General features: G+C 66.3%; 25 protein-coding genes and 2 riboswitches. Of the genes, 14 read left to right on the forward strand and 11 right to left on the reverse strand.

Annotated features, from left to right (window positions below; all coding sequences use genetic code 11):
* Positions 1-18 precede the first annotated feature (18 nt).
* Entirely contained in the window at positions 19-774 is a 756-nt protein-coding gene (locus CVV68_RS03865; protein ID WP_110499701.1) for a uracil-DNA glycosylase, read from the reverse strand.
* Positions 775-1,007: 233 nt separating this feature from the next.
* On the opposite strand from CVV68_RS03865, the gene CVV68_RS03870 reads away from it, so the two are divergent.
* Positions 1,008-1,310 (forward strand): DUF3263 domain-containing protein, encoded by a 303-nt coding sequence (locus CVV68_RS03870; RefSeq protein WP_110499856.1) that lies wholly within the window; start codon positions 1,008-1,010, stop codon positions 1,308-1,310.
* 42 nt (positions 1,311-1,352) lie between these two features.
* A complete protein-coding gene (locus tag CVV68_RS03875) occupies positions 1,353-1,958 on the forward strand; it encodes a LytR C-terminal domain-containing protein (RefSeq protein ID WP_110499702.1) in 606 nt (201 codons plus the stop codon).
* Positions 1,959-2,071: 113 nt separating this feature from the next.
* Here the strand turns inward: CVV68_RS03875 and CVV68_RS23780 are convergent, their stop codons facing one another.
* A complete protein-coding gene (locus tag CVV68_RS23780) occupies positions 2,072-2,554 on the reverse strand; it encodes a TM2 domain-containing protein (RefSeq protein WP_245933319.1) in 483 nt (160 codons plus the stop codon).
* A gap of 430 nt (positions 2,555-2,984) precedes the next feature.
* Between CVV68_RS23780 and groL the strand changes: the two genes are divergently transcribed.
* Both groL and CVV68_RS03890 read left to right on the forward strand, forming a co-directional pair.
* Positions 2,985-4,613, forward strand: coding sequence for a chaperonin GroEL (groL, locus tag CVV68_RS03885; protein ID WP_110499703.1), 1,629 nt, complete (start codon positions 2,985-2,987; stop codon positions 4,611-4,613).
* Positions 4,614-4,816: 203 nt separating this feature from the next.
* Positions 4,817-5,758: a ribonuclease HI family protein gene (locus tag CVV68_RS03890; RefSeq protein WP_110499704.1), complete on the forward strand. Its 942-nt coding sequence runs from the start codon at positions 4,817-4,819 to the stop codon at positions 5,756-5,758.
* 332 nt (positions 5,759-6,090) lie between these two features.
* Here the strand turns inward: CVV68_RS03890 and CVV68_RS03895 are convergent, their stop codons facing one another.
* The 3 genes from CVV68_RS03895 to CVV68_RS03905 form a co-directional block, all read right to left on the reverse strand.
* Positions 6,091-6,384 (reverse strand): WXG100 family type VII secretion target, encoded by a 294-nt coding sequence (locus tag CVV68_RS03895; RefSeq protein WP_110499705.1) that lies wholly within the window; start codon positions 6,382-6,384, stop codon positions 6,091-6,093.
* A 170-nt stretch (positions 6,385-6,554) separates the two neighbouring features.
* Positions 6,555-8,099 (reverse strand): sensor histidine kinase, encoded by a 1,545-nt coding sequence (locus CVV68_RS03900; protein WP_306415680.1) that lies wholly within the window; start codon positions 8,097-8,099, stop codon positions 6,555-6,557.
* A 24-nt stretch (positions 8,100-8,123) separates the two neighbouring features.
* A complete protein-coding gene (locus CVV68_RS03905; RefSeq protein ID WP_110499858.1) occupies positions 8,124-8,834 on the reverse strand; it encodes a response regulator transcription factor in 711 nt (236 codons plus the stop codon).
* 254 nt (positions 8,835-9,088) lie between these two features.
* Here CVV68_RS03905 and CVV68_RS03910 point away from each other — a divergent pair, with 254 nt between their 5' ends.
* The 4 genes from CVV68_RS03910 to CVV68_RS03925 all read left to right on the forward strand — a co-directional run bounded on the left by CVV68_RS03910 (position 9,089) and on the right by CVV68_RS03925 (position 12,448).
* Positions 9,089-9,964, forward strand: coding sequence for a formylglycine-generating enzyme family protein (locus CVV68_RS03910; RefSeq protein ID WP_110499859.1), 876 nt, complete (start codon positions 9,089-9,091; stop codon positions 9,962-9,964).
* Positions 9,965-10,069: 105 nt separating this feature from the next.
* Complete coding sequence (locus CVV68_RS03915; RefSeq protein ID WP_110499707.1) at positions 10,070-10,909, forward strand: sugar phosphate isomerase/epimerase family protein; 840 nt, start codon at positions 10,070-10,072, stop codon at positions 10,907-10,909.
* Between the two features lie 72 nt (positions 10,910-10,981).
* Entirely contained in the window at positions 10,982-11,599 is a 618-nt protein-coding gene (locus CVV68_RS03920) for a TetR/AcrR family transcriptional regulator (protein WP_110499708.1), read from the forward strand.
* A 9-nt stretch (positions 11,600-11,608) separates the two neighbouring features.
* Positions 11,609-12,448 carry a maleylpyruvate isomerase family mycothiol-dependent enzyme gene (locus CVV68_RS03925; RefSeq protein WP_110499709.1) on the forward strand — a complete coding sequence of 280 codons (840 nt, stop codon included), beginning with the start codon at positions 11,609-11,611 and terminating at the stop codon, positions 12,446-12,448.
* A gap of 8 nt (positions 12,449-12,456) precedes the next feature.
* Here CVV68_RS03925 and CVV68_RS03930 read toward each other — a convergent pair whose 3' ends face one another.
* The 4 genes from CVV68_RS03930 to CVV68_RS03945 form a co-directional block, all read right to left on the reverse strand.
* Positions 12,457-13,248 carry a class I SAM-dependent methyltransferase gene (locus tag CVV68_RS03930; protein WP_110499710.1) on the reverse strand — a complete coding sequence of 264 codons (792 nt, stop codon included), beginning with the start codon at positions 13,246-13,248 and terminating at the stop codon, positions 12,457-12,459.
* Positions 13,249-13,412: 164 nt separating this feature from the next.
* Positions 13,413-15,071, reverse strand: coding sequence for a DNA repair helicase XPB (locus CVV68_RS03935; RefSeq protein ID WP_110499711.1), 1,659 nt, complete (start codon positions 15,069-15,071; stop codon positions 13,413-13,415).
* Positions 15,068-17,881 carry a helicase-associated domain-containing protein gene (locus CVV68_RS03940; RefSeq protein ID WP_110499712.1) on the reverse strand — a complete coding sequence of 938 codons (2,814 nt, stop codon included), beginning with the start codon at positions 17,879-17,881 and terminating at the stop codon, positions 15,068-15,070. Before CVV68_RS03940 ends, CVV68_RS03935 begins: the two co-directional genes overlap by 4 nt.
* A gap of 35 nt (positions 17,882-17,916) precedes the next feature.
* On the reverse strand, positions 17,917-18,156 hold the full coding sequence (locus CVV68_RS03945; protein WP_110499713.1) for a hypothetical protein: 240 nt from the start codon (positions 18,154-18,156) through the stop codon (positions 17,917-17,919).
* Positions 18,157-18,356: 200 nt separating this feature from the next.
* Between CVV68_RS03945 and CVV68_RS03950 the strand changes: the two genes are divergently transcribed.
* The 3 genes from CVV68_RS03950 to CVV68_RS03960 all read left to right on the forward strand — a co-directional run bounded on the left by CVV68_RS03950 (position 18,357) and on the right by CVV68_RS03960 (position 19,814).
* The gene (locus tag CVV68_RS03950; protein ID WP_110499714.1) at positions 18,357-18,737 is read left to right on the forward strand and encodes a cold-shock protein; all 381 of its coding nucleotides are present in this window, start codon (positions 18,357-18,359) and stop codon (positions 18,735-18,737) included.
* Between the two features lie 11 nt (positions 18,738-18,748).
* The gene (locus CVV68_RS03955; RefSeq protein WP_110499860.1) at positions 18,749-19,279 is read left to right on the forward strand and encodes a DUF3027 domain-containing protein; all 531 of its coding nucleotides are present in this window, start codon (positions 18,749-18,751) and stop codon (positions 19,277-19,279) included.
* Positions 19,280-19,412: 133 nt separating this feature from the next.
* Complete coding sequence (locus CVV68_RS03960) at positions 19,413-19,814, forward strand: nuclear transport factor 2 family protein (protein WP_110499715.1); 402 nt, start codon at positions 19,413-19,415, stop codon at positions 19,812-19,814.
* Positions 19,815-19,979: 165 nt separating this feature from the next.
* Here the strand turns inward: CVV68_RS03960 and serC are convergent, their stop codons facing one another.
* A complete protein-coding gene (gene serC / locus CVV68_RS03965) occupies positions 19,980-21,095 on the reverse strand; it encodes a phosphoserine transaminase (protein ID WP_110499861.1) in 1,116 nt (371 codons plus the stop codon).
* Between the two features lie 253 nt (positions 21,096-21,348).
* Between serC and CVV68_RS03970 the strand changes: the two genes are divergently transcribed.
* From CVV68_RS03970 to CVV68_RS03980, 3 genes are all read left to right on the forward strand, one after another.
* Positions 21,349-22,044, forward strand: coding sequence for an iron-dependent transcriptional repressor DtxR (locus CVV68_RS03970; protein ID WP_110499716.1), 696 nt, complete (start codon positions 21,349-21,351; stop codon positions 22,042-22,044).
* Positions 22,045-22,192: 148 nt separating this feature from the next.
* A riboswitch (cyclic di-AMP (ydaO/yuaA leader) is annotated at positions 22,193-22,420 on the forward strand.
* Positions 22,421-22,422: 2 nt separating this feature from the next.
* Positions 22,423-23,232 carry a M23 family metallopeptidase gene (locus tag CVV68_RS03975; RefSeq protein ID WP_245933320.1) on the forward strand — a complete coding sequence of 270 codons (810 nt, stop codon included), beginning with the start codon at positions 22,423-22,425 and terminating at the stop codon, positions 23,230-23,232.
* Between the two features lie 158 nt (positions 23,233-23,390).
* A riboswitch (cyclic di-AMP (ydaO/yuaA leader) is annotated at positions 23,391-23,572 on the forward strand.
* A 3-nt stretch (positions 23,573-23,575) separates the two neighbouring features.
* Entirely contained in the window at positions 23,576-24,367 is a 792-nt protein-coding gene (locus CVV68_RS03980; RefSeq protein ID WP_110499717.1) for an NlpC/P60 family protein, read from the forward strand.
* 127 nt (positions 24,368-24,494) lie between these two features.
* Here the strand turns inward: CVV68_RS03980 and CVV68_RS03985 are convergent, their stop codons facing one another.
* Entirely contained in the window at positions 24,495-26,201 is a 1,707-nt protein-coding gene (locus tag CVV68_RS03985; protein ID WP_110499718.1) for an MDR family MFS transporter, read from the reverse strand.
* Positions 26,202-26,257: the final 56 nt, after the last annotated feature.

The raw sequence follows: 26,257 nt of genomic DNA on the forward strand, positions 1-26,257 counted from the left end.
TCAGGGGTGGCTGTGCCGTTAGGCGGGCAAATCCCAATCGATGGCTCGGCTGCCCTGTGCCTCCAAGGATGCATTGATCCGGCTGAACGGCCGCGAGCCAAAGAATCCCCGCGACGCCGACAGCGGACTGGGGTGGGCGGACTCAATGACGGCAGTCCCGGCCAGCAGCGGCCCGAGTTTTTGTGCGTCCCGTCCCCAGAGCACGCTGACCAGTGGCTGCCCCCGGACCGCCAGCGTCCTGATGACGGCCTCGGTCACCCCTTCCCAACCACGACGCCGGTGTGAACCTGCCGCGCCCGGTGCCACCGTGAGCACCCTGTTGAGCAGGAGAACGCCCTGGTCGGCCCACGCGCTGAGGTCGCCATGCGCTGCCGGAGCAATGCCCAGGTCCTGCTGCCGTTCCTTGTAGATGTTGTTCAGGCTGCGCGGCAGGGGTCGGGTGGCGCGGTCCACGGCAAAGGCCAGGCCCACGGAGTGTCCCGGCGTGGGGTAGGGGTCCTGCCCCACAATCAGGACCCTGACCCCGGACAGGGGCGCGGCCAAGGCACGCAGCACCCGGGTGGGCGGAGGCAGGAAGGAGGTCCCGGCGTCGTACTCCCGGCGCAGCATGCGGCCAAGCCTCCGCAGGGTGGGCGCCTGGACTGCCAGCGCATCGGCCCAGTCGGCGGCCAGCAGCGACAGCGGATCCTCACCCAGCACATCAAGGGCATGCAGCTGGGCGGCGTCCCAGGCGGCAGGGGAGGGAAGATCGAAGAGGCCGCGGGAGGAGTCCATGGTTCCATTCTCGGTCATTCGGGCCGGGATGGGCCCTCGCCCGAGGCGCCCCGGCTGAGGCAAAAGGCTGGGAGAAAAAGGGGAATGCTCCCTCCACAGGCGGGGCTGGAGGCGGTGCTGTCCACCATGCCGGGAATGACACGCGTGTGATTCGCCTTTATCATGGAGGAATGGAGCTGCCAGTTGGGCGCCCCGTATCCAAAGCGAAGATGTGCAAAGCAAGGGAGTGTGCCGTGGCGCAAGCAGCCGAACCGCCGCAGCACACACCGGCACCCGCGGTGGACGACGCCGCCGGGCTGAGTGGGCGGGATGCCCAAATGCTGGCCCTGGAGCGGCAGTGGTGGAAATACGCCGGGGCGAAGGAACAGGCCATCCGCGAGATGTTCGATCTCTCCGCCACGCACTACTACCAAATCCTCAATGCGCTGATCGACACGGAAGCCGCACTTGAGCACGACCCCATGCTGGTCAAGCGGTTGCGTAGACTACGTACGTCGCGCCAAAAGGCCCGGACCGCACGGCGGCTCGGAAACTGACGCACGCTTCCACGGCCCCACCCACAAGGACTGCACTGCACCATGACTAATTACCCGCGCGACGAATTTGACCGTGTACCGGAGAACTCTGCCCGCCATGGCGTTCACCGCGCCTCGCTGGAAGTCGCCACGCGCAGCCTGATGCCGTTGATGATCTTTGGTGTCGCGGCGCTGTGCATCGGCCTGCTGGCGTTCCTGATAGTGCCCAAGATCAGCGGACACGACACGGCCACCAAGCCTCTGGCCGGGCAGAGCAGCTCCGCTCCTGCCACTCCGACCGGCGGGCAGCCGGCAAAATCAGCCACCCCGAGCGTGGCACCGAGCACCGCGCCGGCGCGCACGCCGTCGGCCACTCCGACACCCGGCGCCGTGGTGGACAAGGGCATTCCCGTCGCCATCTTCAACGCCACCGGAATCGGCGGGCTCGCGGCCAAATACACCGGCACGGTCACGGCCAACGGCTGGACGGTCTCCCAGGCCGCCAACTGGGCCGGGGCACCCCAGTCCGTCTCATCCATCATCTACAGCGGCCCGACGGAGAAGGCCAACGCACAGGCGTTGGGTGCGCTGTTGAATATCACCACGCTGCTCGACTCCGCGGAGCTCGGGATCCCGCTGACGGTGGTCCTGGGACCCGGGGCGCAGTAGGCGCCTCGGCTTTCCAAGCCCCCGGTTGCGGACGCACCATCGAGAGCGCAGATAGGGCGGGCAACTCGTGAAGTTGCCCGCCCTATCTGCGCTCTCGGCGCGTATTTTGCGTGTCAGTCCTTAAGCGGGATGCCCCTGGCATCGGTGCGGAAACCTTCGTTGCCCACCAGGATCAGGATGCCTTCGACGAGGCCCCAAATGGCCATGGCCCAAGCGAGGAAGCCCACGCTTAGGACAGAGACGAGCAGCTGGATCAGCGCCTTCTTCGTGTAGCCCAGGTAGAAGTTGTGGATGCCGAGGCCGCCGAGGAGGATGCCCAGGATGCCGGCCGCGACCTTGGACTTCTGCTCGCTGTAGGGCTGGCCGTAGGCGGGTTGCCGGTATTGCTGCTGGTACGGCGGCTGCGCGGACGGCTGCTGATACGGCTGGCCTTGGTAGGCGGGCGGAGCCTGTTCCATGGGCTGCTGGTAGGCGGGCTGGCCGTAATCCGGGGCGGCGGGCTGGGCCGGCTGGTCGTATCCCGCCGGGGCGCCGGAGGGCGGCGAGGGGTGGCCGTGGGGGTCGGCGGGCTTGTCGAGGCTTGGATTCTCACTCACGGTGACTCCTTCAGTGGTGCCGTTTCGGCAGTGCCCTTGATTTTGAAATCGGTACACTGGGTTCATATGCGCTGTTTGGAATATTCTTCGGTCAACGCTAGCCGCATATTCCAAGCAGCGGAAGCGTTCCGGCCGAACCTGATGGGAGTCACGACGCCGGCAGGGGCGCTTGCGCGTTCGCCCGCAGCACACAGGGGGACGCTGCGCTTGCACTCTCGGGTGCCGAGTGCTAATTATTGAGTTAGCACTCTGAGGTGGTGACTGCTAGATCCTAGCCAGCCAGCCGCCGTCGGAGGTCAAGAACTTTCCTCATGTGGTGAGGATTCCGTGGCCGGCGTGAAAGAGATCGCCGGCACCGGGTCCGTCCGTCGCGGGCACCGCACGGGGAAGCTGAGTCCATAATGACTGTCCCGAAAGGACTGAAGCCTACATGGCCAAGATCATTGCATTCGATGAAGAGGCACGCCGCGGCCTTGAGCGTGGGTTGAACATCCTCGCCGACGCCGTCAAGGTCACCTTGGGCCCGCGCGGCCGCAACGTTGTCCTGGAAAAGAAGTGGGGCGCCCCCACGATCACCAACGATGGTGTTTCCATCGCCAAGGAGATCGAGCTGGACGACCCTTACGAAAAGATCGGCGCCGAGCTGGTCAAGGAAGTTGCCAAGAAGACCGACGACATCGCCGGTGACGGCACGACGACGGCCACCGTTCTGGCCCAGGCACTGGTCAAGGAAGGCCTGCGCAACGTCGCAGCCGGCGCTGATCCGCTGTCCCTCAAGCGCGGAATCGAGAAGGCTGTCGCAGCCGTCATCGAGCAGCTGCTTGCCTCCGCCAAGGAAATCGAGACGAAGGAAGAGATCGCGGCCACGGCCTCCATCTCCGCCGGCGATCCCGAGATCGGTGCACTCATTGCCGAAGCCCTGGACAAGGTTGGCAAGGAAGGCGTCATCACGGTCGAGGAGTCCAACACCTTCGGCCTGGAGCTCGAACTGACCGAAGGCATGCGCTTCGACAAGGGTTACATCTCCGCTTACTTCGTCACCGACACCGAGCGCCAGGAAACGGTTCTTGAAGACCCGTACATCCTGATCGTGAACTCCAAGATCTCCAACGTAAAGGACCTCGTTGCCGTTCTGGAAAAGGTCATGGCGTCCAACAAGCCGTTGCTGATCATTGCAGAGGACGTTGAAGGCGAGGCACTGGCCACGTTGATCGTCAACAAGATCCGCGGCCTGTTCAAGTCCGTTGCCGTCAAGGCCCCGGGCTTCGGCGACCGCCGGAAGGCACAGCTTGCCGATATCGCCGTCCTCACCGGTGGCCAGGTCATCGCCGAGGAAGTCGGCCTCAAGCTGGAAAACACCACCCTTGACCTGTTGGGCAAGGCCCGCAAGGTGGTTGTCACCAAGGACGAGACCACCATTGTTGAAGGTGCCGGCGAAGCCGACGCCATCGCAGGCCGTGTGGCCCAGATCCGCGCCGAGATCGAAAACTCCGATTCCGACTATGACCGCGAGAAGCTGCAGGAACGCCTGGCCAAGCTGGCCGGCGGCGTTGCAGTCATCAAGGCCGGTGCCGCAACCGAAGTGGAGCTCAAGGAGCGTAAGCACCGCATCGAAGATGCCGTGCGCAACGCCAAGGCTGCTGTTGAGGAAGGCATCGTCCCCGGCGGCGGCGTCGCACTTATCCAGGCTGGCGTCAAGGCTTTCGAAGGCTTGAACCTGACCGGCGACGAGGCCACTGGCGCCAACATCGTCAAGGTTGCCATCGATGCCCCGCTGAAGCAGATTGCCTTCAACGCGGGCATGGAGCCCGGCGTAGTGGTGGACAAGGTTCGCGGGCTGCCTGTTGGCCACGGCCTCAACGCGGCAACCGGCGTCTATGAGGACCTGCTGGCTGCCGGCGTCAACGACCCGGTAAAGGTAACCCGTTCCGCACTGCAGAACGCGGCTTCCATCGCCGGACTGTTCCTCACCACCGAAGCCGTTGTGGCCGACAAGCCCGAAAAGGCTGCACCTGCCGGCGGCGGCGGGGACGACATGGGCGGCATGGGCGGCTTCTAGTCCCCAGCCTCTCCCCAATCGCGGTTCGCTAGCGAACCGCGATTGGGGGCCCTCGAGGCTGAGGGCCCAGGCGCGTGGGCCCATATGTGGGTTGACGCCTTGGGCGGGTATGTCACCAGGGTCTTGTCACAAAGGCGTCCTTTCCATCACGGAAGGGGCGCCTTTGGCATTTAAGTGTCGGTGGAATCTGAAAGTATGGACCCATGACAATTGTTGCGGCAGCCGACGGCTCGGCTTTGGGTAATCCCGGTCCCTCGGGCTGGGCCTGGTATGTGGACGACTCTCGCTGGCGTGCCGGAGGCTGGCCGCACGGCACGAACAATATGGGTGAGCTCATGGCCGTCCTTGACCTCTTCAAGTCCACGGCGCACCTGCCCCAGGAGCCGCTGCACATTTTGTGTGACAGCCAATATGTCATCAATTGCATCACCAAGTGGATGCCGGGATGGAAACGTAAGGGCTGGCGCAAGGCTGACGGCAAGCCCGTACTGAATGTGGACCTCCTGAAGGAGATCGACGCCGCCATTGTGGGCCGGAGCTACAAATTTGAGTGGGTCAAGGGTCATGCCGGCCACGACCTCAACGAGGCAGCGGACGACCGTGCCCGCGCGGCTGCCACGGCCTACCAGGCCAACCGGGCACCCATTCAAGGGCCCGGCTATCCGGGTGCCAGGCCTACCGCGGCGGCTGCGACGCCCGCGCTGGCCCCCGCAGCTGTCCCTGCACCGGTGGACGAGACCGCGCAGGCTGACCTGTTTTCCATGCTCGACGACGAACCCGACCCCGCCTTTCCGGCCTCCCGTGACGCTTCGCTCGAGACAGTCGTGGAGCTGGAACGCGAGCTCCTGGACCCGGCGGTGCGGGCAGACCCGCTCCGTGCCGGAGAGCTGCTCCACCCGGACTTTGAGGAGATTGGCGCCTCCGGCCGACGCTGGTCGCGGCAGGAGATCCTGGCCATGTTCAGCGACGGGGAAGCCGCGGAGGCCAGCCTGGAGGTCCTTGCGCTCAACCGCCTGGACGCTGCCACCGCCCTCCTGACCTACCGCAGCGTGGCCCCGCGGGGGAGTGCGCTGCGCAGTTCCATCTGGCAGCACGAAAACGGCCGCTGGCAGGTGCGCTTCCATCAGGGCACGCTCGAGGCGTAGCCCGCCCCCAACGCCCCCGAGGGGCCCGCTGCGGAGGCTCACGCTCCCGAGGGACCCTGTGCGAGCTTGCGAGCGCTGGGAGCGGTTGGGGATTGCGAGCAGTGGCGCGGAGTATGGACCCACGCTCCCGAGGTTCTCGCTGCGGGGGCCCGGGGCCGCGAGGGACCCTGTGCGAGCTTGGGAGCGCTGGGAGCGGTTGGGGATTGCGAGCAGTGGCGCGAAGTATGGGCCCACGCTCCCGAGGTTCCCGCTGCGGGGGCGCGAGGGACCCTGTGCGAGCTTGCGAGCGCTGGGAGCGGTTGGGGATTGCGAGCAGTGGGAGGGAGTGGGGACTAGCGAGCAGTAAACATACGGGTGTTCGCATCCTCTGCCTGCGCGTATTGGGTTGCGGCCATGGACAGGGCTGAATTGATGCTCTCCAGGGAGGCCTCAACCTTGACCTGGGTTGCATGCCACTCCTGAAGCAGGGCCTGGAAGTTGGTGGCCGCCGATCCCGTCCAGGTGGACTGCAGGTCCATCAGGTTGCGCTTCATGCCGTCCACCTCGATTCGGATGCGGTCCACGGAGCCCTTGACGGCAGTGCTTTTGAGGGCGAGGTCGTCGCTGTTGACGTTGAACTGTGCCATGGGATGACTCCTGGCTGTTGGTTCCACCGGGTGGAAGGCTGGCTGGTGCCTTCCACGTTAGGACGCCAACGCGCGGGCCAACAGGGCCGCGCTGGCATTTGTGGGACTGCCAGTCCGCAGGCCAGGCTGTGGAGGGAGCAGCGTCGTGATATGCCGGGTGGCCAGCCGTGCTACGCCGGCCGGCCGGTCGAGCGCGGCGCCCGCGAGGGCACGGGCGGGACATACCCGTCGGTCGACGACGTGTCCTGGCTGCCGGCGTCGTCGGGGTCCTCAAAGGGGAGTTCAATGGCCATGGTGGCGCCTCCTTCGGGAGTCTGCTCCAGGCGCACGGTGCCGTGATGCGATGCCACAATGGCTGCGACAATCGCCAGCCCCAGGCCACTGCCGCCGGTGTTGCGGTCGCGGGAGGAGTCGGCGCGGTAGAACCGCTCAAAAATGCGCGGTGCCTGCTCGTCGGAGATGCCAGGGCCGTGGTCGCGGATCTTGATGACAGATGTTTTTTGTCCACCAACCTGGTGCGTTCCAACCATGATTTCCACGGGCGAACCCTCCGGGGTGTACCGCAGCGCATTGCCCATGAGGTTGGCCACCACCTGGCGCAGCTTGGCTTCGTCCCCCATGGTGGGTGCGGGCATCCCCGGGCCGCCGTCCAGCCCGACCACGGAGAATGCCCGGTCGCGTGCCGAGGCGCGTGCGTCCAGAACAGTGTCGTGGCCAATGATCAACAGGTCCACGGGTTTGAGCACCAGCGGGCGTTGTTCGTCAATGCGGGCCAGCATGAGCAGGTCCTCCACGAGCTCGCCCATGCGCTTGGCTTCACTTTCAATGCGGCTCATGGCCGTCCCGACGTCGTCGGGCGTCTGCAGTGCACCGTGGCGGTACAGTTCCGAAAAGCCGCGGATGGTGACCAAGGGGGTGCGCAGTTCATGGGACGCGTCGGCTACGAAGCGGCGCATTCTTTTCTCGGACGCGGTGCGTGCGGCAAAGGCATGCTCAATGTGGGCCAGCATGGTGTTCAGCGAGCCCGAGAGCCGGCCGACCTCCGTGGACGGGTTTTCAATATCCACACGGCGGGAGAGGTCCCCGGCAGCAATGGCGGCGGCGGTCTTTTCCACCCGGCTGAGCGGCCGGAAGGACCGGCTGACGGTCCAGTAGGCGATCATGGTGCCCAGGGTGATGGCCAGGAGGGCCACGCCGGTGATGACCACCGCCAGCCGTTCCATGGTGGTGTTGAGGCTTTCATAGGGCAGGCCCACCACCGCATAGCCGGTGAACAGCTGTGTCGCGACAACTGAATTCGCGGGGCCGCGGCTGAAGCTCACAGGCGCGACGACGGTGACCCGCCACGGTGCCCCGCCGTCGGTGCTGGGAACGGTGAATTTCTTTCCGCTCAGCGCCATGGCCTGCGCCAGCGTGTAGTTGGGATAGACGGGCTTGTCCTCGCCCGAGCGGTTTTGTTTGGCCAGGCTGGAGTCGCCGTAGTGGATGCCCACGTAGTAGTCGAAGCCAAACGGGGTCTGGTCGGTGTTTTCCGAGTCCACGGGACCGTATTCGACAATTGACCTTTGGAAGGTGGTCAGCTGCGTGTCCATCTGGTCTTCCAGAAAGGTGTGCAGCAAAAGGAACGTTGTGGCGCCGAGAGCCAGGAGGGAAAGCGTCAGCAGGGCGCTGATAATCGCCACCAGCTGCGAACGCAGTGATGCGTTCTTCCACAACGTAATCAATGTCTTCGCAGGGTGCTAGCGCTTGTCGGCTGTCCGCAGCACGTAGCCCACGCCGCGCTTGGTCTGGATCAGTGCGGGCAGCGTGGAGTCGGTGTCAACCTTGCGCCGCAGATAGGAGATGTAGGACTCCACAATTGAGGCGTCCCCGTTGAAGTCGTACTCCCAGACATGGTCGAGGATCTGCGCCTTGGACAGCACCCGGTTCGGGTTCAGCATCAGGTAACGCAGCAGCTTGAACTCGGTGGGGGAGAGCTCCACGGTCCTGCCGGCGCGGCGGACCTCGTGGGCGTCGTCGTCGAGCTCCAGATCGGCGACACGCAGCACGGCGTCGTCGTCGTCCATGGGCTGGGTGCGCCGCAGCACGGCGCGGATGCGCGCCACCACCTCGTCCAGGCTGAACGGCTTGGTCACGTAGTCGTCGCCGCCGACGGTGAGGCCGGTGACTTTGTCCTCGGTGTCGTCGCGGGCCGTCAGGAACAGCACGGGGAAGTGCCGTCCGGCCGCACGCAGGCGGCGAGTGACGGTGAACCCGTCCATATCCGGGAGCATGACGTCCAGCACCGCAAGGTCTGGGTTGTGCTCTTCAGCCGCGGCCAGGGCCTCGCGGCCGTTGGCGGCGGCCACCACTTCAAATCCGGCGAACCGGAGGGAAGTGGAGAGCAGTTCGCGAATGTTGGGCTCGTCGTCAACAACGAGCAGCTTTGCTTCAGGTCCGGTCTTCTTCACCATTTAAGTCTCCGACCATTGGCTGGGAATAAGCTGGCTATTCCATGGGTAATATCTGTCAGCCTACGCTCAGGCAGTTCCCAGCGCCTAGTGGGGAGCCGTGGGAATCCGTCCGGGCGCCTCACCGGAAGTGCTTCCCGGCGGCTGGCGGAGGCTCCTGCGGAATCCGCCTTGTGCGCCCTCGACGCGTCCTTGTCCCGGCGGGAACGACGGCGGTTGTGGGGCCGGGCTGCATTGTGCGGGACACTGGGGGCATGGAATATTTGCCCGGTGAATCTGCGCCGCCCGTGCCCGGCGCTGGCGGGGGAACAACCCGCGCCCGGGACCTGGGACTGCGGCTCGCTGCGATTCCCGGCGGCATCGTTGAACTTCGCGACGCCCGTACGGGAACCGTCAATGAGGTGGAGCTGGTGCCCTTCGAGCTGGGCCGTACCCAGCTCACCTGGGGTGAATGGGGAGCGGTGGACGGTGTTCCCGCTGGTGCCGGGTTGACTGGTCCCGCTGCTGCCGGTTCGACGCCGGACGTGCCTGCCCATCCGGTGACCTGGCTGGGTGCCGTGCTGTGGTGCAATGCGGCGTCGAACGCCGCGGGCCTGGTGCCGGCCTACCGCATCAACGGCCGGAATGTCGCCTGGGATGTGGCTGCGAGCGGTTTCCGGCTGCCCACCGAGGCAGAATGGGAATGGGCCTGCCGGGCCGGCGCGCGCGGAGCGCAGACAGGGTCGCCGGCCGTGGCGCTGGCAGGCTCGGCCTGGACGGCCTTGGACCGCGTTGCCGGCCCGCAGCCCGTGGCCGGCAGGGAAGCCAATGCTTTCGGCGTTTTCGACATGCTCGGCAATGTGTGGGAATGGTGCTGGAACTATGCCGACACCGCCCGCTATGGGGACTACAGAAGCCTCCGGGGCGGGGGGGCGGACCGGGAGTGGAGCGTCCGGCCGTCCGTGCGACGTGGCAGTGCGCCGGATGCCGTCCTCGAGGATGTCGGATTCCGGGTGGCCCGCGGCGCCGTCGGCAGCAAAGCCGGGCAGTCCGCCCAGGGCTGGTCCGCAGCGGCCGATCGGGAGCGGGCCGCCATCCGCGGCCCGCTTCCCATGGGCTGGACGCCGCTGTGCAGCCTTCTGAAGGGCTGATGGCTCGGCCCAGCGAACCGTGGAAGCAGCATTCTTGGAAAGCGTTTACCAATCACACCGTGCGGCGGTAGGGTGTGAAAACCGACGTGCAATGAAAGGACCGCCATGCCTCTGGCTTTTTCCACCCTCGGCTGCCCCGGGGAATCCCTTGACCAAGTGATTGAACTGGCACATTCATCCGGGGCCACGGGGCTGGAACTGCGCGCGGCCGACGGGGAGTTTGTGTATCCGCGCATGCCCGCCGCCGAACGCGGCGCGGTGGCCAAGGCCGTGGCCGACGCCGGGCTGGCGGTCCTTGCGCTGGCCAGCTACGTCCGGGTCTGTGCGCCCGGCGACGGGGGCAGTGAAGGCGGGATCGACGCCGAACTTGGCGCCGCCGTCGACCTCGCCGCAGACCTTGGCGCCCCCAATGTGCGCGTCTTCCCGGGGGCGGGCCTGCCTCCGGCGCTGGGCAACGGCGTGCCGGCGGACATGGCGGCAGCCGATGAGCGCGGCGCCCGCCGGCTCAACCGCGCTGCCGGGCACGCCCGCGACCGCGGGGTGGCCCTCCTGCTCGAGACCCATGATTCGCACCCGCGCGGCGAAGACCTCGCCCGGATCCTGGCCCGGGTCGATGCCGATGCACCGGTGCGGGTCATTTGGGATCTCATGCACCCGTGGCGCCACGACGAAACTCCCGAACGCACGGCGGAATTGCTGGCCGGCGCCGTGGCCTACGCCCAGTACAAGGACGGGGTGCGGATCCCCGGCGGCAACAACGTCACGCTGACCCTCCCCGGCGACGGCGAACTGCCGCTGCGCCGGATGCAGTCGCTGCTGGCCGGCATCGCCGCAGCTCAGGGCGCTGCGGATCCGTGGGCCTCGCTGGAGTGGGAGCGCACCTGGCACCCCGAACTCCCGCCGCTGGCCGAGGCGCTCGCGGCATTGCGGGCCGTCCTCGGCTGAGGCCTTCGAGGCGCGGTCAACTCACCCTCACGCCCCCTTGTTTTCCTAATACCGTTAGGCGGATAATGTGGTATGGAAACAGTCCAGGACCGCCGCAAGGTGCGCAGGGACGCCACCATCGCTGAGATCCTCGGCGCCGCCGTCGAACTGATGGCCAGGGACGGGGTGGCGGGCATGTCGCTGTCGGCCGTGGCGCGCCGGGTGGGAATGCGCCCACCGTCGCTGTATGGGTACTTTTCGTCCAAGAACGCCCTGTACGATGCCCTCTTTGAACGGGGTGCCGCGGGCCTGCGGGATGCCGTGTTGGCGGCCGGCGCCAAACACCCGGATGACGCCCTGGCCGCCCTGCGTGCCGGGGCCAGGGCCTTCGTGGAGTGGTCGGTGGGGAACCCGGTGGCGGCGCAGCTGCTGAACTGGCGGCCCGTGCCCGGCTTTGAACCGTCGCCCCAGGCCTTCAAGCCCAGCCTGGAGGTGGTGTCGCTGCTTCGCGAGCGAATCCAGCTGGCCGTTTCGCGCAAGCAGTTGCGCGCTGCCGCCGCCACGGAGGACGGCATGCTGCTGTTCACCACGGTGGTGGCCGGAGTGGTCTCACAACAATTGGCCAACGATCCGACGGGCAGGGGAGACGGGCGCTACGCACGCCTGGCCGAGCCCGCGGTGACACTGTGGCTGGAACATTACGTAACCTAAGAAGGAACCATGCCCATTTCCGCCACGGCCATTCCGGCCGCCAAACGCGCCGACTCAGCCGCCCTCTACCTCACCGTCATGGCCGGCACCGCCGACTTCCTGGCCGCGTTGCCGGCCGGGCTGTGGGACGCCGCCACCGACTGTGCCGGATGGACCGTCCGGGACGTCGTCGGCCACCTGGTCGGGGCTCAGGAAGACATCCTCAGCGTCCGCTCCACGCTCCGCCACCGCCAAACCGGACGACGCCGGTACCCCAGCCTTTCGCCGTTGGACGCCGCAAACCAGGCGCAGGTCGACGACCATGCGGGGCAAACCACCACTGACCTCGTCGCCCTCTACCGGGCCAACGCGCCCAAGGTGGCGGCAAGGGTGGCGTCGTTTTCGCGGCTGATGGGCCGGATCTCTGTACAGGCGGACATGGCGCCGGGCGGGGCGGCGCTGCGGCTCGGATACCTCTACAACGTGATCTACCTGCGGGATGCGTGGATGCACGGCATCGACCTGGCCCGGGCGACCGGACTGCCCCGGCCGGCCACGGATGCCGACGGGCCGATTCTCGAGCAGATCATGCGCGACGCCTCCGTGGAATGGGTTTCCCGGCGCGGCGCGTCCCGGGACGCGCCGCGCGGCACATCGCCCGTTTCGGCACACAGTCTCACGGTGGAACTGAGCGGCGAGATTTCCGGCGCGTGGCACCTGGGCGGGGAGGGCCCGCAGGCCCGGGTGTCCGGCGTCGGGCTTGAAACAGTCAGGGGACTCTCCGGGCGTACCCCCGATTCGGGCCTCATCTGCCTCGAGGGCGACCCCGACCAGGTGGGGCGGCTTGCTGCGCTCAGGATCCTGTTCTAACAAGCGGGTCAGGGGCGGTGGGCATAGATTTCCACGGGGGCCAGGAGGCCGGCGCGGAAGGCGTCCAACAGGTTGGCCAGGGCCGGCCCGGCCAGCCCCAGGGGGCCGCCGGAGTCGAGGGCGCGTTCGAGGAACTCGATGCCCTCGGCCAGGGTCTTGGCTTCCGAATCCACCTCGAGGCCGGCCTGGCCGAGCGCGTCGCTGTAAGCCAGTGGCGGCTGCGGGAAGGACGTCTCTGCGGAGGCAGCCCACGGCAGCGGATAGGTCTCCGTCCCGCCGCCCAGGAGCATGATGTCGTACACGGCCAGGATGCCTCCTGGCCGCAGGACGCGGCCGGCCTCGGCAAACATCCGGTCCTTGTCGCGAATGTTCATGCCCACATGGACCACGACGGCCGCGTCGAAGGAGGCGTCCGCCAAGGGGAGCTCCAGCGCACTGCCCTGGGTGAATTCCACGGATCCGGCCAGCCCGGTGCGCTGCGTGAGTTCCTTGGCGACGGCCACAAACTCCGGTGTCAGGTCCACCCCGTGGACCGTGGCACCGAATTCGCCAGCCAGATGCCGGGCCACGCCGCCCATGCCCGAACCAATGTCCAGGACCCGGGTTCCGGCGCCAATTCCGGCCCGCGCGGCAACCCGTGAGGTGGCGGCGGGGCCGCCAATGTGGAGCTGGTCGGCGCCGCGGAGGTCCGCCGAAGCAAAGTGATCCGGATCGCCTCCGGCGTTGCGCACCGCGGCCAGCAGCCGCTCCAGGACATCGCCACTGCCGTAATGTTCGGCCACCGACTCTTCGTAATCCATGACGCCTCCATACAAATCGCAGGAACCCCGTGGTGACTGATCCTACTCCGGCCCGATACTGCCGGTAAGCGCCTCAACGCTCCCTCTCTTCGGGTGGCTTTTCCCCGACGCTCCTTCACCCATGTGAGAGCGTCGGGGGGAAGTGCCACTGACGTGAGCGTCGGTCAGGGGGCGTCGATGATGCGGTAGGCGTACCCCTGCTCGGCGAGGAACCGCTGGCGCTTGGCCGCGAAGTCCGCGTCGACGGTGTCCCGGGCCACCAGCGTGTAAAAGCGAGCGGTCCTGCCGTCGGCCTTGGGGCGCATGAGCCGCCCCAGCCGCTGTGCTTCCTCCTGCCGGGAGCCAAAGGACCCCGACACCTGGATCGCCACGGACGCCTCCGGCAGGTCGATGGAAAAGTTCGCCACCTTCGACACCACCAGCGTGTGGATGACTCCGCGCCGGAACTCGTCGAAGAGCCGCTCACGTTCCTTCACGGACGTTTCGCCTTTGATCAGCGGGGCGCCCAGGCGTTCGGCGATCTCGTCCAGCTGGTCGATGTACTGGCCAATAACCAGGAGCTGTTCGCCGGCGTGGGTGGCCACGAGCCGTTCCACCACCTCGGACTTGCTCTCGCTCGAGGCACACAGGCGGTACTTGTCGGCGTCGTCCGCCATGGCGTAGGCCATGCGCTCGTCCCGCGGTAGGTCGATGCGCACCTCGACGCAATCGGCCGGGGCGATGTAGCCCTGGGCCTCAATGTCCTTCCACGGGGCGTCGTACCGCTTGGGCCCGATCAGGGAGAACACCTCGCCCTCGCGGCCGTCCTCGCGCACCAACGTGGCTGTCAGCCCCAGCCGGCGACGCGCCTGCAGGTCCGCCGTCATGCGGAAGATGGGGGCCGGCAGGAGATGGACCTCGTCGTAGATGATCAACCCCCAGTCGTTGCCATCCAGGAGCTCGAGGTGCGGATACAGCCCGCCGCGGCGCATGGTCAACACCTGGTACGTGGCGATCGTGACGGGCCGGACCTCCTTGACGGCGCCGGAATATTCGCCAATTTCCGCCTCCGTCAAGGAGGTGCGCTTGAGCAGCTCGGCCTTCCACTGCCGGGCCGAGAGGGTGTTGGTCACCAGGATCAGCGTGGTGGTGCCCGAGACGGCCATGGCCGCCGCGCCAACAATGGTTTTCCCGGCACCGCACGGCAAAACCACCACGCCGGAGCCGCCGGCCCAAAAGTTCTCCACGGCCAGGTTTTGATAGGGGCGCAACGACCACGCTCCGCTCTTGGGGGCCACCGCATCAGCATCCCCTGCCGTCAGCGCAATGGGGTGCGGCGTGCCGTCAACGTACCCGGCGAGGTCCTCCGCGGGCCAGCCGGCCTTGAGCAGCAGCTGCTTGAGCGCCCCGCGTTGCGAGGAGTGCACCACCACGGTCAGCGGGTCGATCCGCGGCCCCAGCAGAGGCCCGATCTTTTTGGCGTGGATCACCTCCTCCAGCACGGGGAAGTCGTTGGTGCGCATGACCAGCCCGTGGATCGGGTCCTTCTCCAGCCGCAGCCGCCCGTACCGGGCCATGACCTCCTCGATGTCGATCAGCAGCGGGTGCGGCACCGGAAACCGTGAGTACATCAGCAGCGTGTCCAGCACCTGCTCGGCGTCGAGCCCTGCCGCCCGGGCATTCCAGAGCCCCAGCGGCGTGATCCGGTAGCTGTGCATGTGCTCGGGGGCTCGTTCCAGCTCGGCAAACGCCGCAATCGCGTGGCGCGCCTCAGTGGCCTGCGGGTGGCCGGTCTCCAGCAGGATGGTCTTGTCGCTTTGGACAATCAACGGCCCGTCGTTCATGGTGTGCCTTTCTTGCCGGAACCATCAATCAATTCCACCTCCATGACCCGGTGGATGCTGAAAATCCGTTCGCTGGCACGGTCGGGGTCAAACGCGCGCACGCGCCCCTCCATCACGGTCACCGGGTGCAGCCGGAGCCGTTCGGGGCCGCCGTCGCTGCGCACGGTGGTCAGCCAGACGTCCGTCCCGGCCCGGATGGCCCGCTGCAACTGCTCTCGGACCAGCGCCGGGGCCGATTCCCCCAGGCCCGGACTCCATGCCGGGCGGCTGCGCAGCAGGTTAAGCTGCGCCGCGGCCAGACCAAGGGGAAGCCCGACGGCGTTGCCCCGCCGGGTCTCATCGGTCCCCGTCTCTTCGGGCCCCGTCTCTTCGGCTGCCAGCAGCCGGGCTGTCTCATACGGTGCCACGGCCTCGTGCTTTGCCGGGAGCGCGGCCCGCCGGGTGCCCCCGACAACCTCGTTGGGCTCCGGGGTCGAATCCGAGTCGGCAAGGGCGGGGGAGTGGCCGGCGTCGAGCATGCCCCGGGCAAGTTCTGCCGAAGTCAGCGTTGAGACGGCCACGGTGGGCGAGATGGCGGTCAGCCCCAGGTGGGCATCCATGTCACCGGCCAGCAGTTCCGCCAGGAGTTCGGGATTCTCCGTGCTGATGAACGCGGAGGCTGCTCCCACCGTGAACCGGCCGTGGCGTGCCGCTGCGTCCTGCACCAGGTATTCCAGCGGCTGCGGGACGGGCGTGACCGAATGCGTGGCGAGGAAGTTTAAGATGCCGGATGCCGTGCGGCCTGCGGCAAGGGCCCGCTGGATCGACGCGGGCGTGAAACGGAATACCCCGGCCGTGCCACTGCCTTCCGGCTCCGCGAGCAGCGACAGCTCCGCGGACAACGCGGGGGAGAGGAATCCTGGAGCCACGGCGGTGAGGTCGCCCTGGAGCAGGACATGCTCCACCGGTTCCGGCAGGGCTCCGGTGAGGAGGGCAAGTGCCGCATCCCAGTCCCTGTCGATCACGGCCAGGCCAAGGTCCGTCAGAGCGGCGGCGCCGGTCAGGCCCAGGATTTCCGCTTCGGCGAGAAACCCGGCCAGTGCGTTGGCAACCCTCCGGGCGGGGCGCGGGTGGTGCCACGCGTAGTGCTCCAGAACCTGGCCGATGGTGGGTGCCGGGACCATGGACGCGAGGATTGCGGCTGCCTGGTCTGCCCCTGATACGCCCGCTCCATCCTGCCCCGCGATTGCCTGGCCCGTCCCCTCCTGGGAGGACCCTGCGGCAACGGTTGCCGGCACTGCTCCCTGGGTCAGGCTCAGGTGCAAAGCCGCCAGCACCTGCAGGGACGTGTTGCGCAGTGCGGGTGCATCCGCGCGGTTCGCCTCGCCGGCCAACACATTGACCGCCGGGGAGCCGGAGCCCACCAGCGACGGCATCCTCCCTGCGTCAAGCCAGGCGGATGTGAGCCACAGCCATTGTTCGGCGCGGTCGCGCGATCGCCAGGCCGACGCCGTGGCCCTCCACTGCGAGGTGTCTGGATCCAAGCTGATGAGCTTTGCCATGGCCGCGAGCTCAAGGTAAAAGTACGACTGTGCCATTTCAACGTCGAGGTCGCGTGCCAGGGTGCGTACGGAACGAACGCCGACCCCGCCGGCCCGCAGCGTGGCCAGTGGGGCATCTTCCACGGAGTCCAGCAGCCGGGCCATGGTGCGCAGCACCGAGGCGACGGCGCCCATGGACGCGTTGTCCCGCAGCGTTGCGCGGATGTGGGCGGCCGGCCGGGACGGCGACTCCGGAGCGAAGCTGGTGATCACGCTGCCGTGACGCAGCAGGAGCCCCACTTCGCGGGGAAGCTCAACGTGGTCGTCGTCCAGCGGAATGAGCAGTCCCCGGCGCAACAGCCATTCGACGGCGCCGCCGGGATTGTGCCGGGCAGCGTTTTGGGACGCTGCCGCCGAGCTGACGCCCTCCCCACCTCCGGGGGCGGAGGCTGGGCTGAGGTCGCGGAGGGCGTGTCCCACCCGACCCATGGGGCCGGATTCAAACTTCGCCAGGAGCTCCGAGGTGCCTTCGGGGGCACCCTCGAGCAACAGCTCCGGGCCGGTGAACGACGCAAGAAAGCGCTGCATTTCCGCAGCAGGATCGGTCCTCTGGCCGGGCACCGAGGGAGCGGGACCGGCCTGCTGGCCGGGCACCTCGGGAGCGGGACCGGCCTGCTGGCCGGTGGCGTCGGGACCCCCGTCGGTCCGCTGGCGGGCCAGTTCCCCGTCCGGCGGATTGCCGGCCGGTGGGGCCGCCCTTCCGGGCACTGATCCGTGACCATGCCCCATTCTGGCGACAATCCCGGCCAGCCTGTCCCGGCAGCCCGGCAGGGCTTCGGCCAGTTCCACATAGTTGCGGCCCAGGCCGGCAGGATGTGCTCCCAACACTTCGCGCAGGGAGGTGACGGCAAGGAAGAGGCGGGGTCCGGCGTCGTCCGTGTCCGGAGGGTCCAGGGGCGCATGGAGCACCAGGGCCAGCTCATGCAGCTGGTCGAGAAGTGGCGCCACCTGCTCAACGGTGGCGCCGGCAACGGCGGACGCAATCCGGGCCGCGGTGGCGCCGGAATCGGGATCCGCCATGACAATCAGCGAGGTCAGGACCTGGAGCTGGGGCTGGTTCAGCAGGTCCAGGGCACGAGCCAAACCGGCCCGGCTGGACGCGCGGGTGGCGAGCGCGGCAAAGTCGGCCGCCGCGGGATCCATCAGCTCCGGACGCAGCGAAAGCAGCCGCAGCAGCGAGGAATCGGGCCGGGCAGCAAGGTCGGAGATCAAAAGCCGCAGGGTGGACATCAGCTCAACGCTACCGCCAAAAGCTGCCCGCTGCCCTACAATCGTCGGCGTCGGGAAACCGCGTGCAACACGCTGCCGCCCATCATCAGGAATGCAGCGGGCAGGCAGAGCATGGCAATCCAGTCGAAGCCAGTCCAGGGATCGCCCCCGGCCCACTTGGTCAGCAGCACAATGATCAGGGAGGCCAATGCGGCCAGTGCCAGCACAACGGCAGCCATGTTGAATGCCTGCCAGCCCCGGCCGGCCGCTGCTGGTGCTAAGTTGTGGATGCCCATGGTCATAACGCTAACAGCGGACAGGTGTGGCACAAAGCGCACCGGGTGTTCGCCGACGCGGTAACCTTGAGATAAATAGGCCAGCACATCATGCGCCTGTTGGTACCGGCTGCACATTTCACAGCCACCGGGTACGGCGGCCAACCCCCGCGCAGGCGTCAGGCGTGATTCCAACCAATGAAATATACGAGGTAAAGCAAGTGCCGATCGGCAAAGTGAAGTGGTACGACAACGAAAAGGGCTTCGGCATCCTGACGGCCGACGACGGCAAGGAAGTCTTTCTGCGCGCCAATGCCCTCGCGCCCGACGCCGGTGAGATCAAGCCCGGAATGCGCATGGAATTCGGAGTGGCCGACGGCCGCAAGGGTGCCCAGGCCATGGCCGCAAAGATCATGGACCGGGGCCCGTCCGTGGCCAAGGCCAAGCGCATGCCCGCCCGCGACCTCGCCCCGATCGTGCAGGACCTGGTGTCCTTGCTGGAGCGCTCCGTAGGATCCCTGACCAACGGCAAGTACCCGGAAGGCGACGCGAGCAAGATTGCCGCCGCGTTGCGCAAGGTTGCCGACAACTTCGACGCATAGTGGTGCCCGTCATGACCGAACTTCCCACCGAATCCGCCGACTCTCCGGTGCCCGCTGAAACGGGGGCTGTTGCCTCGCGCCCGGGCGTGCCCGTTTGGCGGGTGGGCAAGCCGGATGCGTTTCTGGCCGAGTCCACCGACGTGGCCCGTTCAGCAGTGCGGGAGATTACGGCCGATGACAACATTGGTCCGCACGTGGCAGCGCGCAGCGAGGGTGTCCGGACGGTCACGCACCTCTTTGAATGCACCATGCCCGGTTACGTTGGCTGGCAGTGGTTCGCCACGCTGGCCCGCGTCTCCCGCTCCAAGGACGCAACGGTCAATGAGGTGGGGCTGCTGCCCACCAACGACTCTGTGCTGGCCCCGCCGTGGGTGCCGTGGGCCGAGCGTGTCCGCCCCGAGGATGCCAAGGCGGACGAGCAGGCCGACGCCGAGGTCGATCCCGCGGACGGCGATACCGCGGACGACGACACGATGGTCGAGCTTGTAGAGACCGGGGACGACGCCGGGCACCCGGCGGACGCTGACGAAGCCGAAGACTGAGCCGACCCGGACCTGCCGCCTTTCACTGGACAGTTGTGGCTGCTTTGACGCGTCAAAGCAGCCACAACTGTCCAGTGGGCGCATTCGTCGGGAGCCCTTGACGCCGGTGCCACCGCAAGACCATGCTTTGTCCATGAACGAGTCGGCAGTGGATGTGGTGCGGCGTTTTTACGAGTCCGTCGCGGAGCAGGACCTGGCCAAGGCTGAGGCGTGCTTTGCCCCCGATGCCCTGTGGCATCTCCCCGGCAAGGGGCCGATTGCCGGCGACCACGTGGGATGGTCCGCCATCCGGGACGGGTTTCTGGCTAAGCTGGCGCCCCTGTCCGGTGGCACCTTCAGGGCGGAGCTGCTGGACGTCGCAGTGGGCGATCGTTACGTCGTGGCCATCCAGCATGCCACCGGGGATTTTGGCGGGCGGGTCCTGGACATCACCGGCTGCCAGTTGATGCGCGTGCAGGACGGGCTGATCCACGAGGTCCGCGGGCACTATTCGGACCAGGAACAGCTTGACGGGTTCTGGGCGGAACCTGCCTGACGCCTTCCGACGGCCGCAACTGCTCCGAGCCGGCAGGCAGAATATACGGCGTTGGCCCCCTGGTGAGGTCTTGGTGCAGGTGCGGTTGCCTGGCAAAACCGCAGGTACAGCAAAGGTGGCTTCCGATGTCCGGGAGCCGCCTTAGCTGTCACCTCGACGGGTGGGTTAGAGGTTCTCAATCACGTAGTCAATGCACTTGGTTAGTGCCGTGATGTCGTCCGGTTCGATGGCCACAAAGGTGGCAATGCGCAGCTGGTTGCGGCCGAGCTTGCGGTACGGCTCGGTGTCCACGATCCCGTTGGCGCGCAACACTTTGGCGACGGCGGCGGCATCCACTGACTCGTCAAAGTCGATGGTGACGATCACGTTGGAGCGGTCCTGCGCCCTGGCCACGAACGGGGTGGCGGCGCTGGAGGACTCGGCCCAGGAGTACAGGCGGCCTGCGGAGTCGGCCGTGCGCCGGGAGGCAAAGTCCAGGCCGCCGTTGCCGTTGAGCCACCTGACCTGCTCGTTGAGGGTGACCAGTGTGGAGAGGGCGGGCGTGTTGTACGTCTGGTTCTTCAGCGAGTTGTCGATGGCCGTGGTGAGGCTCAGGAAGTCCGGCACCCAGCGCTCCGTGGCACCGATGCGCGCGGCCCGCTCCAGCGCGGCGGGGGAGAACAGCCCAAGCCAGAGTCCGCCGTCGGACGCAAAATTCTTCTGCGGCGCAAAGTAGTACACATCGGCCTCGGTGACGTCCACGTGCAGGCCGCCGGCGGCGGAGGTGGCATCCACCAGGACCAGTGCGCCGTCGTCAGCCCCGGCAACACGCTCGACGGGAGCGGCCACGCCGGTGGAGGTTTCGTTTTGGGGCCAGGCATAAACGTCGACTCCGGACTCGGCCACCGCATCGGGGCGCGTGCCCGGCGCGGAGCTGATGATGGAGGAAGACTCCAGGAACGGTGCCTTGTTGGTGGCGGAGGCAAACTTGGAGCCGAACTCGCCAAAGGAGAGGTGTTGGGCCTTCTTCTCGACCAGGCCAAACGATGCCACGTCCCAGAATGCGGTGGAACCGCCCACGCCCAGGATGACCTCGTAGCCGTCCGGCGCCCGGAAGAAGGTCTTCAGGCCGCTGCGGATCTCGCCCACGAGATTCTTTACTGGGGCCTGGCGGTGGGAGGTGCCCAGCAGGGCCGCTCCGGCGGCGGACAAGGCAGCCACCTGTTCGGGACGGACTTTGGATGGGCCTGCACCAAAGCGGCCGTCGGCCGGGCGCAGGTTGGCGGGGATGGTGAGAGGCATGGATTCGCTCACGGGTCTGCTCCAAAATTTAAGCGATGGAAGTAAAGGCGCCAAGGGCCTGCTGCCAATTCTGCCGGAAGGGGTACCTCATCCTCAAATGTGGGCCGCATGGTGAAACTATTCTCGGCGCCGGCCGGGCAGGAGGGCAGTGAACGGGAACAAGCGGACGTTTTCACCCCTTGTATTAAGCAGGATATCGTAGAGGCAAAAGGCCGCCGCCCGGAATCTCGCCAAAACTCAGGAGGAATCTGACGTGACAGATTTGATTGACACGACGGAAATGTATCTGCGCACCATCCTGGAGTTGGAAGAAGAGAACATTGTGGCGCTGCGTGCCCGGATTGCCGAGCGCCTGCACCATTCTGGCCCCACCGTTTCCCAGACCGTGGGGCGCATGGAACGCGACGGGCTGGTCATCGTCTCCGGCGACCGGCACCTGGAGCTGACCCCTGCCGGCCGGGACAAGGCCACCCGCGTCATGCGCAAGCACCGCCTGGCCGAGCGCCTGCTCTCCGACGTCATTGGCTTGGACTGGGCCTACGTCCACGAAGAGGCCTGCCGCTGGGAACACGTCATGAGCGAGCGGGTGGAACAGCGGTTGTTTGAACTGCTGGGCAAGCCCGAGGAATCGCCGTACGGCAACCCGATCCCCGGACTGGAGGAACTCGGCGGAAAGGTGTCGCCCGTCTTTGCCGCCGGCCTGGTGACGTTGGTGGAGGCCATGAACACCTATTCCCCTGAACAGTCGGTCACCATCCACCGGCTGTCCGAGCGGATCCAGGTGGAGCCGGAGTTGTTGACCCAGCTCGACGAGGGCGGCCTGCGCCCCGGTGCCACCATTTCGCTGGCCCAGGTGGGCGAATACATTTCGGTGCGCGTGCCCGGAATTGACGGGGCGCTGGAGCTTCCTCCCGAGGTGGCGGCGCACGTTTTTGTCTCCATGAACTAGGCCGTCCGCCCAGCCGCCGTTAGGCGCTTGACATTGAAATTGTCAAATATAACGGAATTATCACGGTGGCAATTTGTACCGTATAGTAACAACTTGGCGCTGTAACCGAAGCGTTACCGTCCTCTGACACCGAGCCTTGCCTTCAGAGTGCGGAATTAAGCAATTTCTGGCAAGGACGGGGGAACCACAACCGGCGGACCGACCAGTCCGCCTTGGGGTGAAGCCAGGTCTGGAACCACTCGCAACTCATTGACGTACCCTCCATGGCGGGGCTGTGCGTTGGGTATGGCGCGTGCCAAGGGCCGGCCGGATCAAAAGTTACACTCTCTGATCCGAATCCGACAGCTAACTCCGCAGGTGCTTTCAGAGAGGTAATTAGTGTCAGAGGTCAAGCAGCACGGACGCCGCAGGGCGATTTCGCCCTCCACCTTCGTTGAAGAGTCCTTCGCGCCAACCCGCCGCGAAGTACTTGCGGCCGAGCGTTCCACCGCCACGCCGCACGGTTCGCTGGGTGCCCTGATTCGCACCGGCCTGGCCAACGGCGCCAGCCAGAAGGTGGGGATTGCGCTGGCTGCCACGGGCCTGGCCCTTGCCGTCACCATGCCGTCCGCCACCGGCGTTTCACTGGCTAGCGTTGACACCACCCCCGCCACTGTCGCCGAGTCAGTGGTGACCGCAGCCTCCGACGTTGCCATCAACTTCGATTCACCCGTTGTTGCCAGTGCGTTGAACCCCGACGGACAGCTGAAGGAAACGCTGAAGGTCAAGGCCTCCAACGTCACGCCCCAGGCCTCGAAGGGAACGCTGTCCACACCCCTTAAGGTCCTTACGCCGTCGTCGCCGTTTGGCGGACGCATCAACCCGCTCACCGGCGCGCCGGGTGAAGTGCACACCGGCCAGGACTATGCCGTGCAGTGCTCCACAGACGTCTTTGCCGCCGCAGGCGGGACCGTGACGTTTGCCGGCTGGCACCAGTTTGGCGGAGGCAACCGTGTGGTGATTGACCACGGCAACGGCCTGTCGACGTCGTACAACCACCTGAGCTCCATTGGCGTCAAGGTCGGCCAAAAGGTTGAGCGCGGGGACAAGGTGGCCCTTAGCGGCACCACGGGCGCCTCCACTGGCTGCCACCTGCACTTTGAGGTCATCATCGATGACGAGACCGTAGACCCCCTGGGATGGCTTTAGTCCCTGCACAAGGGGGTCTAGGTCACGACTTAGAGACACTACCGTGACCTGAACGTGACATTGGCAAAAAACTGTTGTACCGTCATAACCGCGCCAACTTCGAATCAAGCTGGCGCCTGTGAGTGGATTGCCTAGCTCTGCCACCGCTCACGGTCCGTTCGTATCAATCGTCTGGCAGGGGCGGGGGAACCAATATCGGGCTTCTTTTATTAGAAGAAGTCCTAGGGGTGAAGTCGCAAAGCATTCGCCAGGGAAAACAATTCCTTGACAGGGTGCGGAGCGGCCGGGTGACTCCCATCCGAATCCGACAGCTTACCTCGCAGGCTTTGGGAGAGGATCCTTCTTGTCTTCAAACACTGCCCTCGGGCGCCACCGCGCCGAGGTTGTTAAGACCAGCCCGATCTCCGTCATCACGAAAGCCGTCAGCTCCAATGTCGGCGGTGTCGGACGCCAGGCCGCTGTAATCGCAGCAGCCTCCGGACTAGTCCTTACTTCCGGCATTGCAGCCAATGCAGCCACCCCCACCGTGGAGCGCGCCTCCGACGGTGGAACCACGCTTAGCCAAAACTCGGAGCTGGCCTCCGCAGTCACGGCGGCTTCCACGGTGAAGATCTCCTTCGCCAGCCCTGTCATCAAGTCCACGCCGGCGCCTGTTGTTGAAGCACCCGTCGTGGCAGTCCAGAGCAATGAAGTTGTTGCAGCGCCGGCCGCTCAGGCGGCTCCGGCACCGGCAGCAGCGCCGGCAGCAACCATCACCACCACTGAAGCTCCCGCAGCACCGGCTCCCAAGCCCGCTGCAAAGAGCGGCATTGGCGCCACCATCGCAGCTGCGGCCCTGGCCCAGCTGGGCGTGGCACAGGATTGCACCATGCTGGTCACCCACGCCATTGCCGCAGCCGGCATCAACTTCCACGGCTGGCCGGCAGGCTACCTCGCCCTGGGCCGTACGGTTTCCCAGGGTGAAGCACAGCCCGGAGACCTCATTTACTACGCAGACGGTGGCGTGGGCATGGCCCACATCGCCGTTTACATTGGTAACGGCCAGGCCGTCCATGGCGGCTTCCAGGGCAGCACCGTTGTCTACTCGGTCAACGTCGGCGGCTCCGCCCCCGTCTTCATCGCGATGGGCCACTAAGCAACAAGCAACAAAACAGCACCGAAAAGGGACCCGCCCACAAGACGGGTTCCTTTTCGTTAACATGCTCGTCCAACATGCAGAGCTTCACTTCCGGGCACCCGCAACTGCGGGTACCCGGAAGTGGTCATTCAGCCTGCGTCGACCGATGGCGGCCGGTGGCTGGATTGCCGCCGGCTGCCAGTGGGGTGGCGGGCGCCATCGGGGTGCCGGCTGCCAGTGGGGTGGCGGGCGCCAGCGGGGTGGCGGCAGCATCGCCTTCGGACGGCCCGCCAACTATTCCTGCCTCGGCAGCCACCGCCGGCTCCCTGTCAATGGTGGTGGCCAGTGGGATCTCCTTGACGAAGCACAGGAGGATCCCGGCCAGCAGCAGCAGGGGAACCATGTAAACAAAGATCGGGGTCAGCGCGTCGCTGTACGCGCCAATGATGACGCTGCGCACCTGCTCCGGGAGCTGGCGCACAATGGCTGGGGTCAGGGAATTGATGCTGCCCTGGGTGCCGGTGCCGCCGGCAGACATGCGCTCGGTGAGTATCTGGGCCAGCCGGTGTGCAAAGAGGCTGCCTACGACGGCGGAGCCCAGGGACGCCCCGATCTGCCGGAAGTAGTTGTTGGAGGCAGTGGCCATGCCCACCTGCGAATTGGGGAACTGGTTTTGGACGATCAGCACCAGGATCTGCATGCAGGTTCCCAACCCGATCCCCATGATGGCCAGGTAGACGCAAATCAGGTAGACGGGCATGGTGGCGGTCATGGTGGAGAGCAGCACCAGGGCGCCTGCCACGATGAACATGCCCGTGATGGGCAGCCACTTGTACCGGCCGGTCTTGCTGACCAGCTGGCCTGAGACGATGGACGTCACCAGCAGTCCGGCCATCATGGGGATCATGAGGAACCCGGCCTGCGTGGCGTTGGCGCCGGTGACCATCTGCAGGAATGTGGGCAGGTAGGCCAGCGTGCCGAACATGGCGATGCCGGTGATGAGGCCGGCCGCCGTCGTCAGGTTGAAGTTGCGGTCCTTGAACAGGTGCAGGGACATGATGGGGTGCTCCGCCTTGTGCTCAACCCAGATGAAAGCGGCGGCCGCAATCAGTGTGCCGGCGCCCATGCCGATGATCTGGGGGGAACCCCAGTCGTACTTGGTGCCGCCCCAGGTGCTGACCAGCACCAGCAGGGTTGAGGTGATGCCCAGCAGTGCCATGCCGGCCACGTCCACCCGGGCCTTCTGGCGCGGGTGTGCCGGCAGCCGCAGGAAGAAGATGGCTGAAATGATCGCCAGGATACCCAGCGGAATGTTCATCCACAGGCCCCAACGCCACCCGATGCCGTCCGTGAACCAGCCGCCCAGCAGGGGGCCGGCCACGGAGGACAGGGCAAAGACGCCGCCCATGATTCCCATGTAGCGCCCGCGCTCCCGGGCGGGCACCACATCGGCGATGATGGCCTGCGAAAGCAGCATCAAGCCGCCTCCGCCCAGACCCTGCACGCCGCGGCCAATGATCAGCCACGTCATGTCCTGGGCGAATCCGCCAACGATGGAACCGAGGATGAACACTGAAATGGCACCGATGAACAGGCCCTTGCGGCCCATCAGGTCGCCCAGCTTGCCATAGATGGGCAGCATGATGGTGGACGCCAGGATGTAGATGGTGATGACCCACAGCATCTCGCTCACGCCGTTAAGTTCGCCCACGATGGTGGGCAGTGCCGTGCTGAAGATGGTCTGGTCAAGCGAAGCGAGCAGCATGGTCAGCATCAGGCCGGCAAAAACGAGCAGGATGCTGCGGTGGTCGGAGACGGTGGGCGGCTGCGCCGATTGGGTGGTTGTTGCCATGGTGTGTTCCTTGCGAGGGGGAGTGTGAAACCGGTGCTTTGAAAGTGTGTGAAGGT

The sequence above is a fragment of the Arthrobacter livingstonensis genome, assembly GCF_003219815.1.
GTDB classification, from domain to species: Bacteria; Actinomycetota; Actinomycetes; order Actinomycetales; family Micrococcaceae; genus Specibacter; species Specibacter livingstonensis.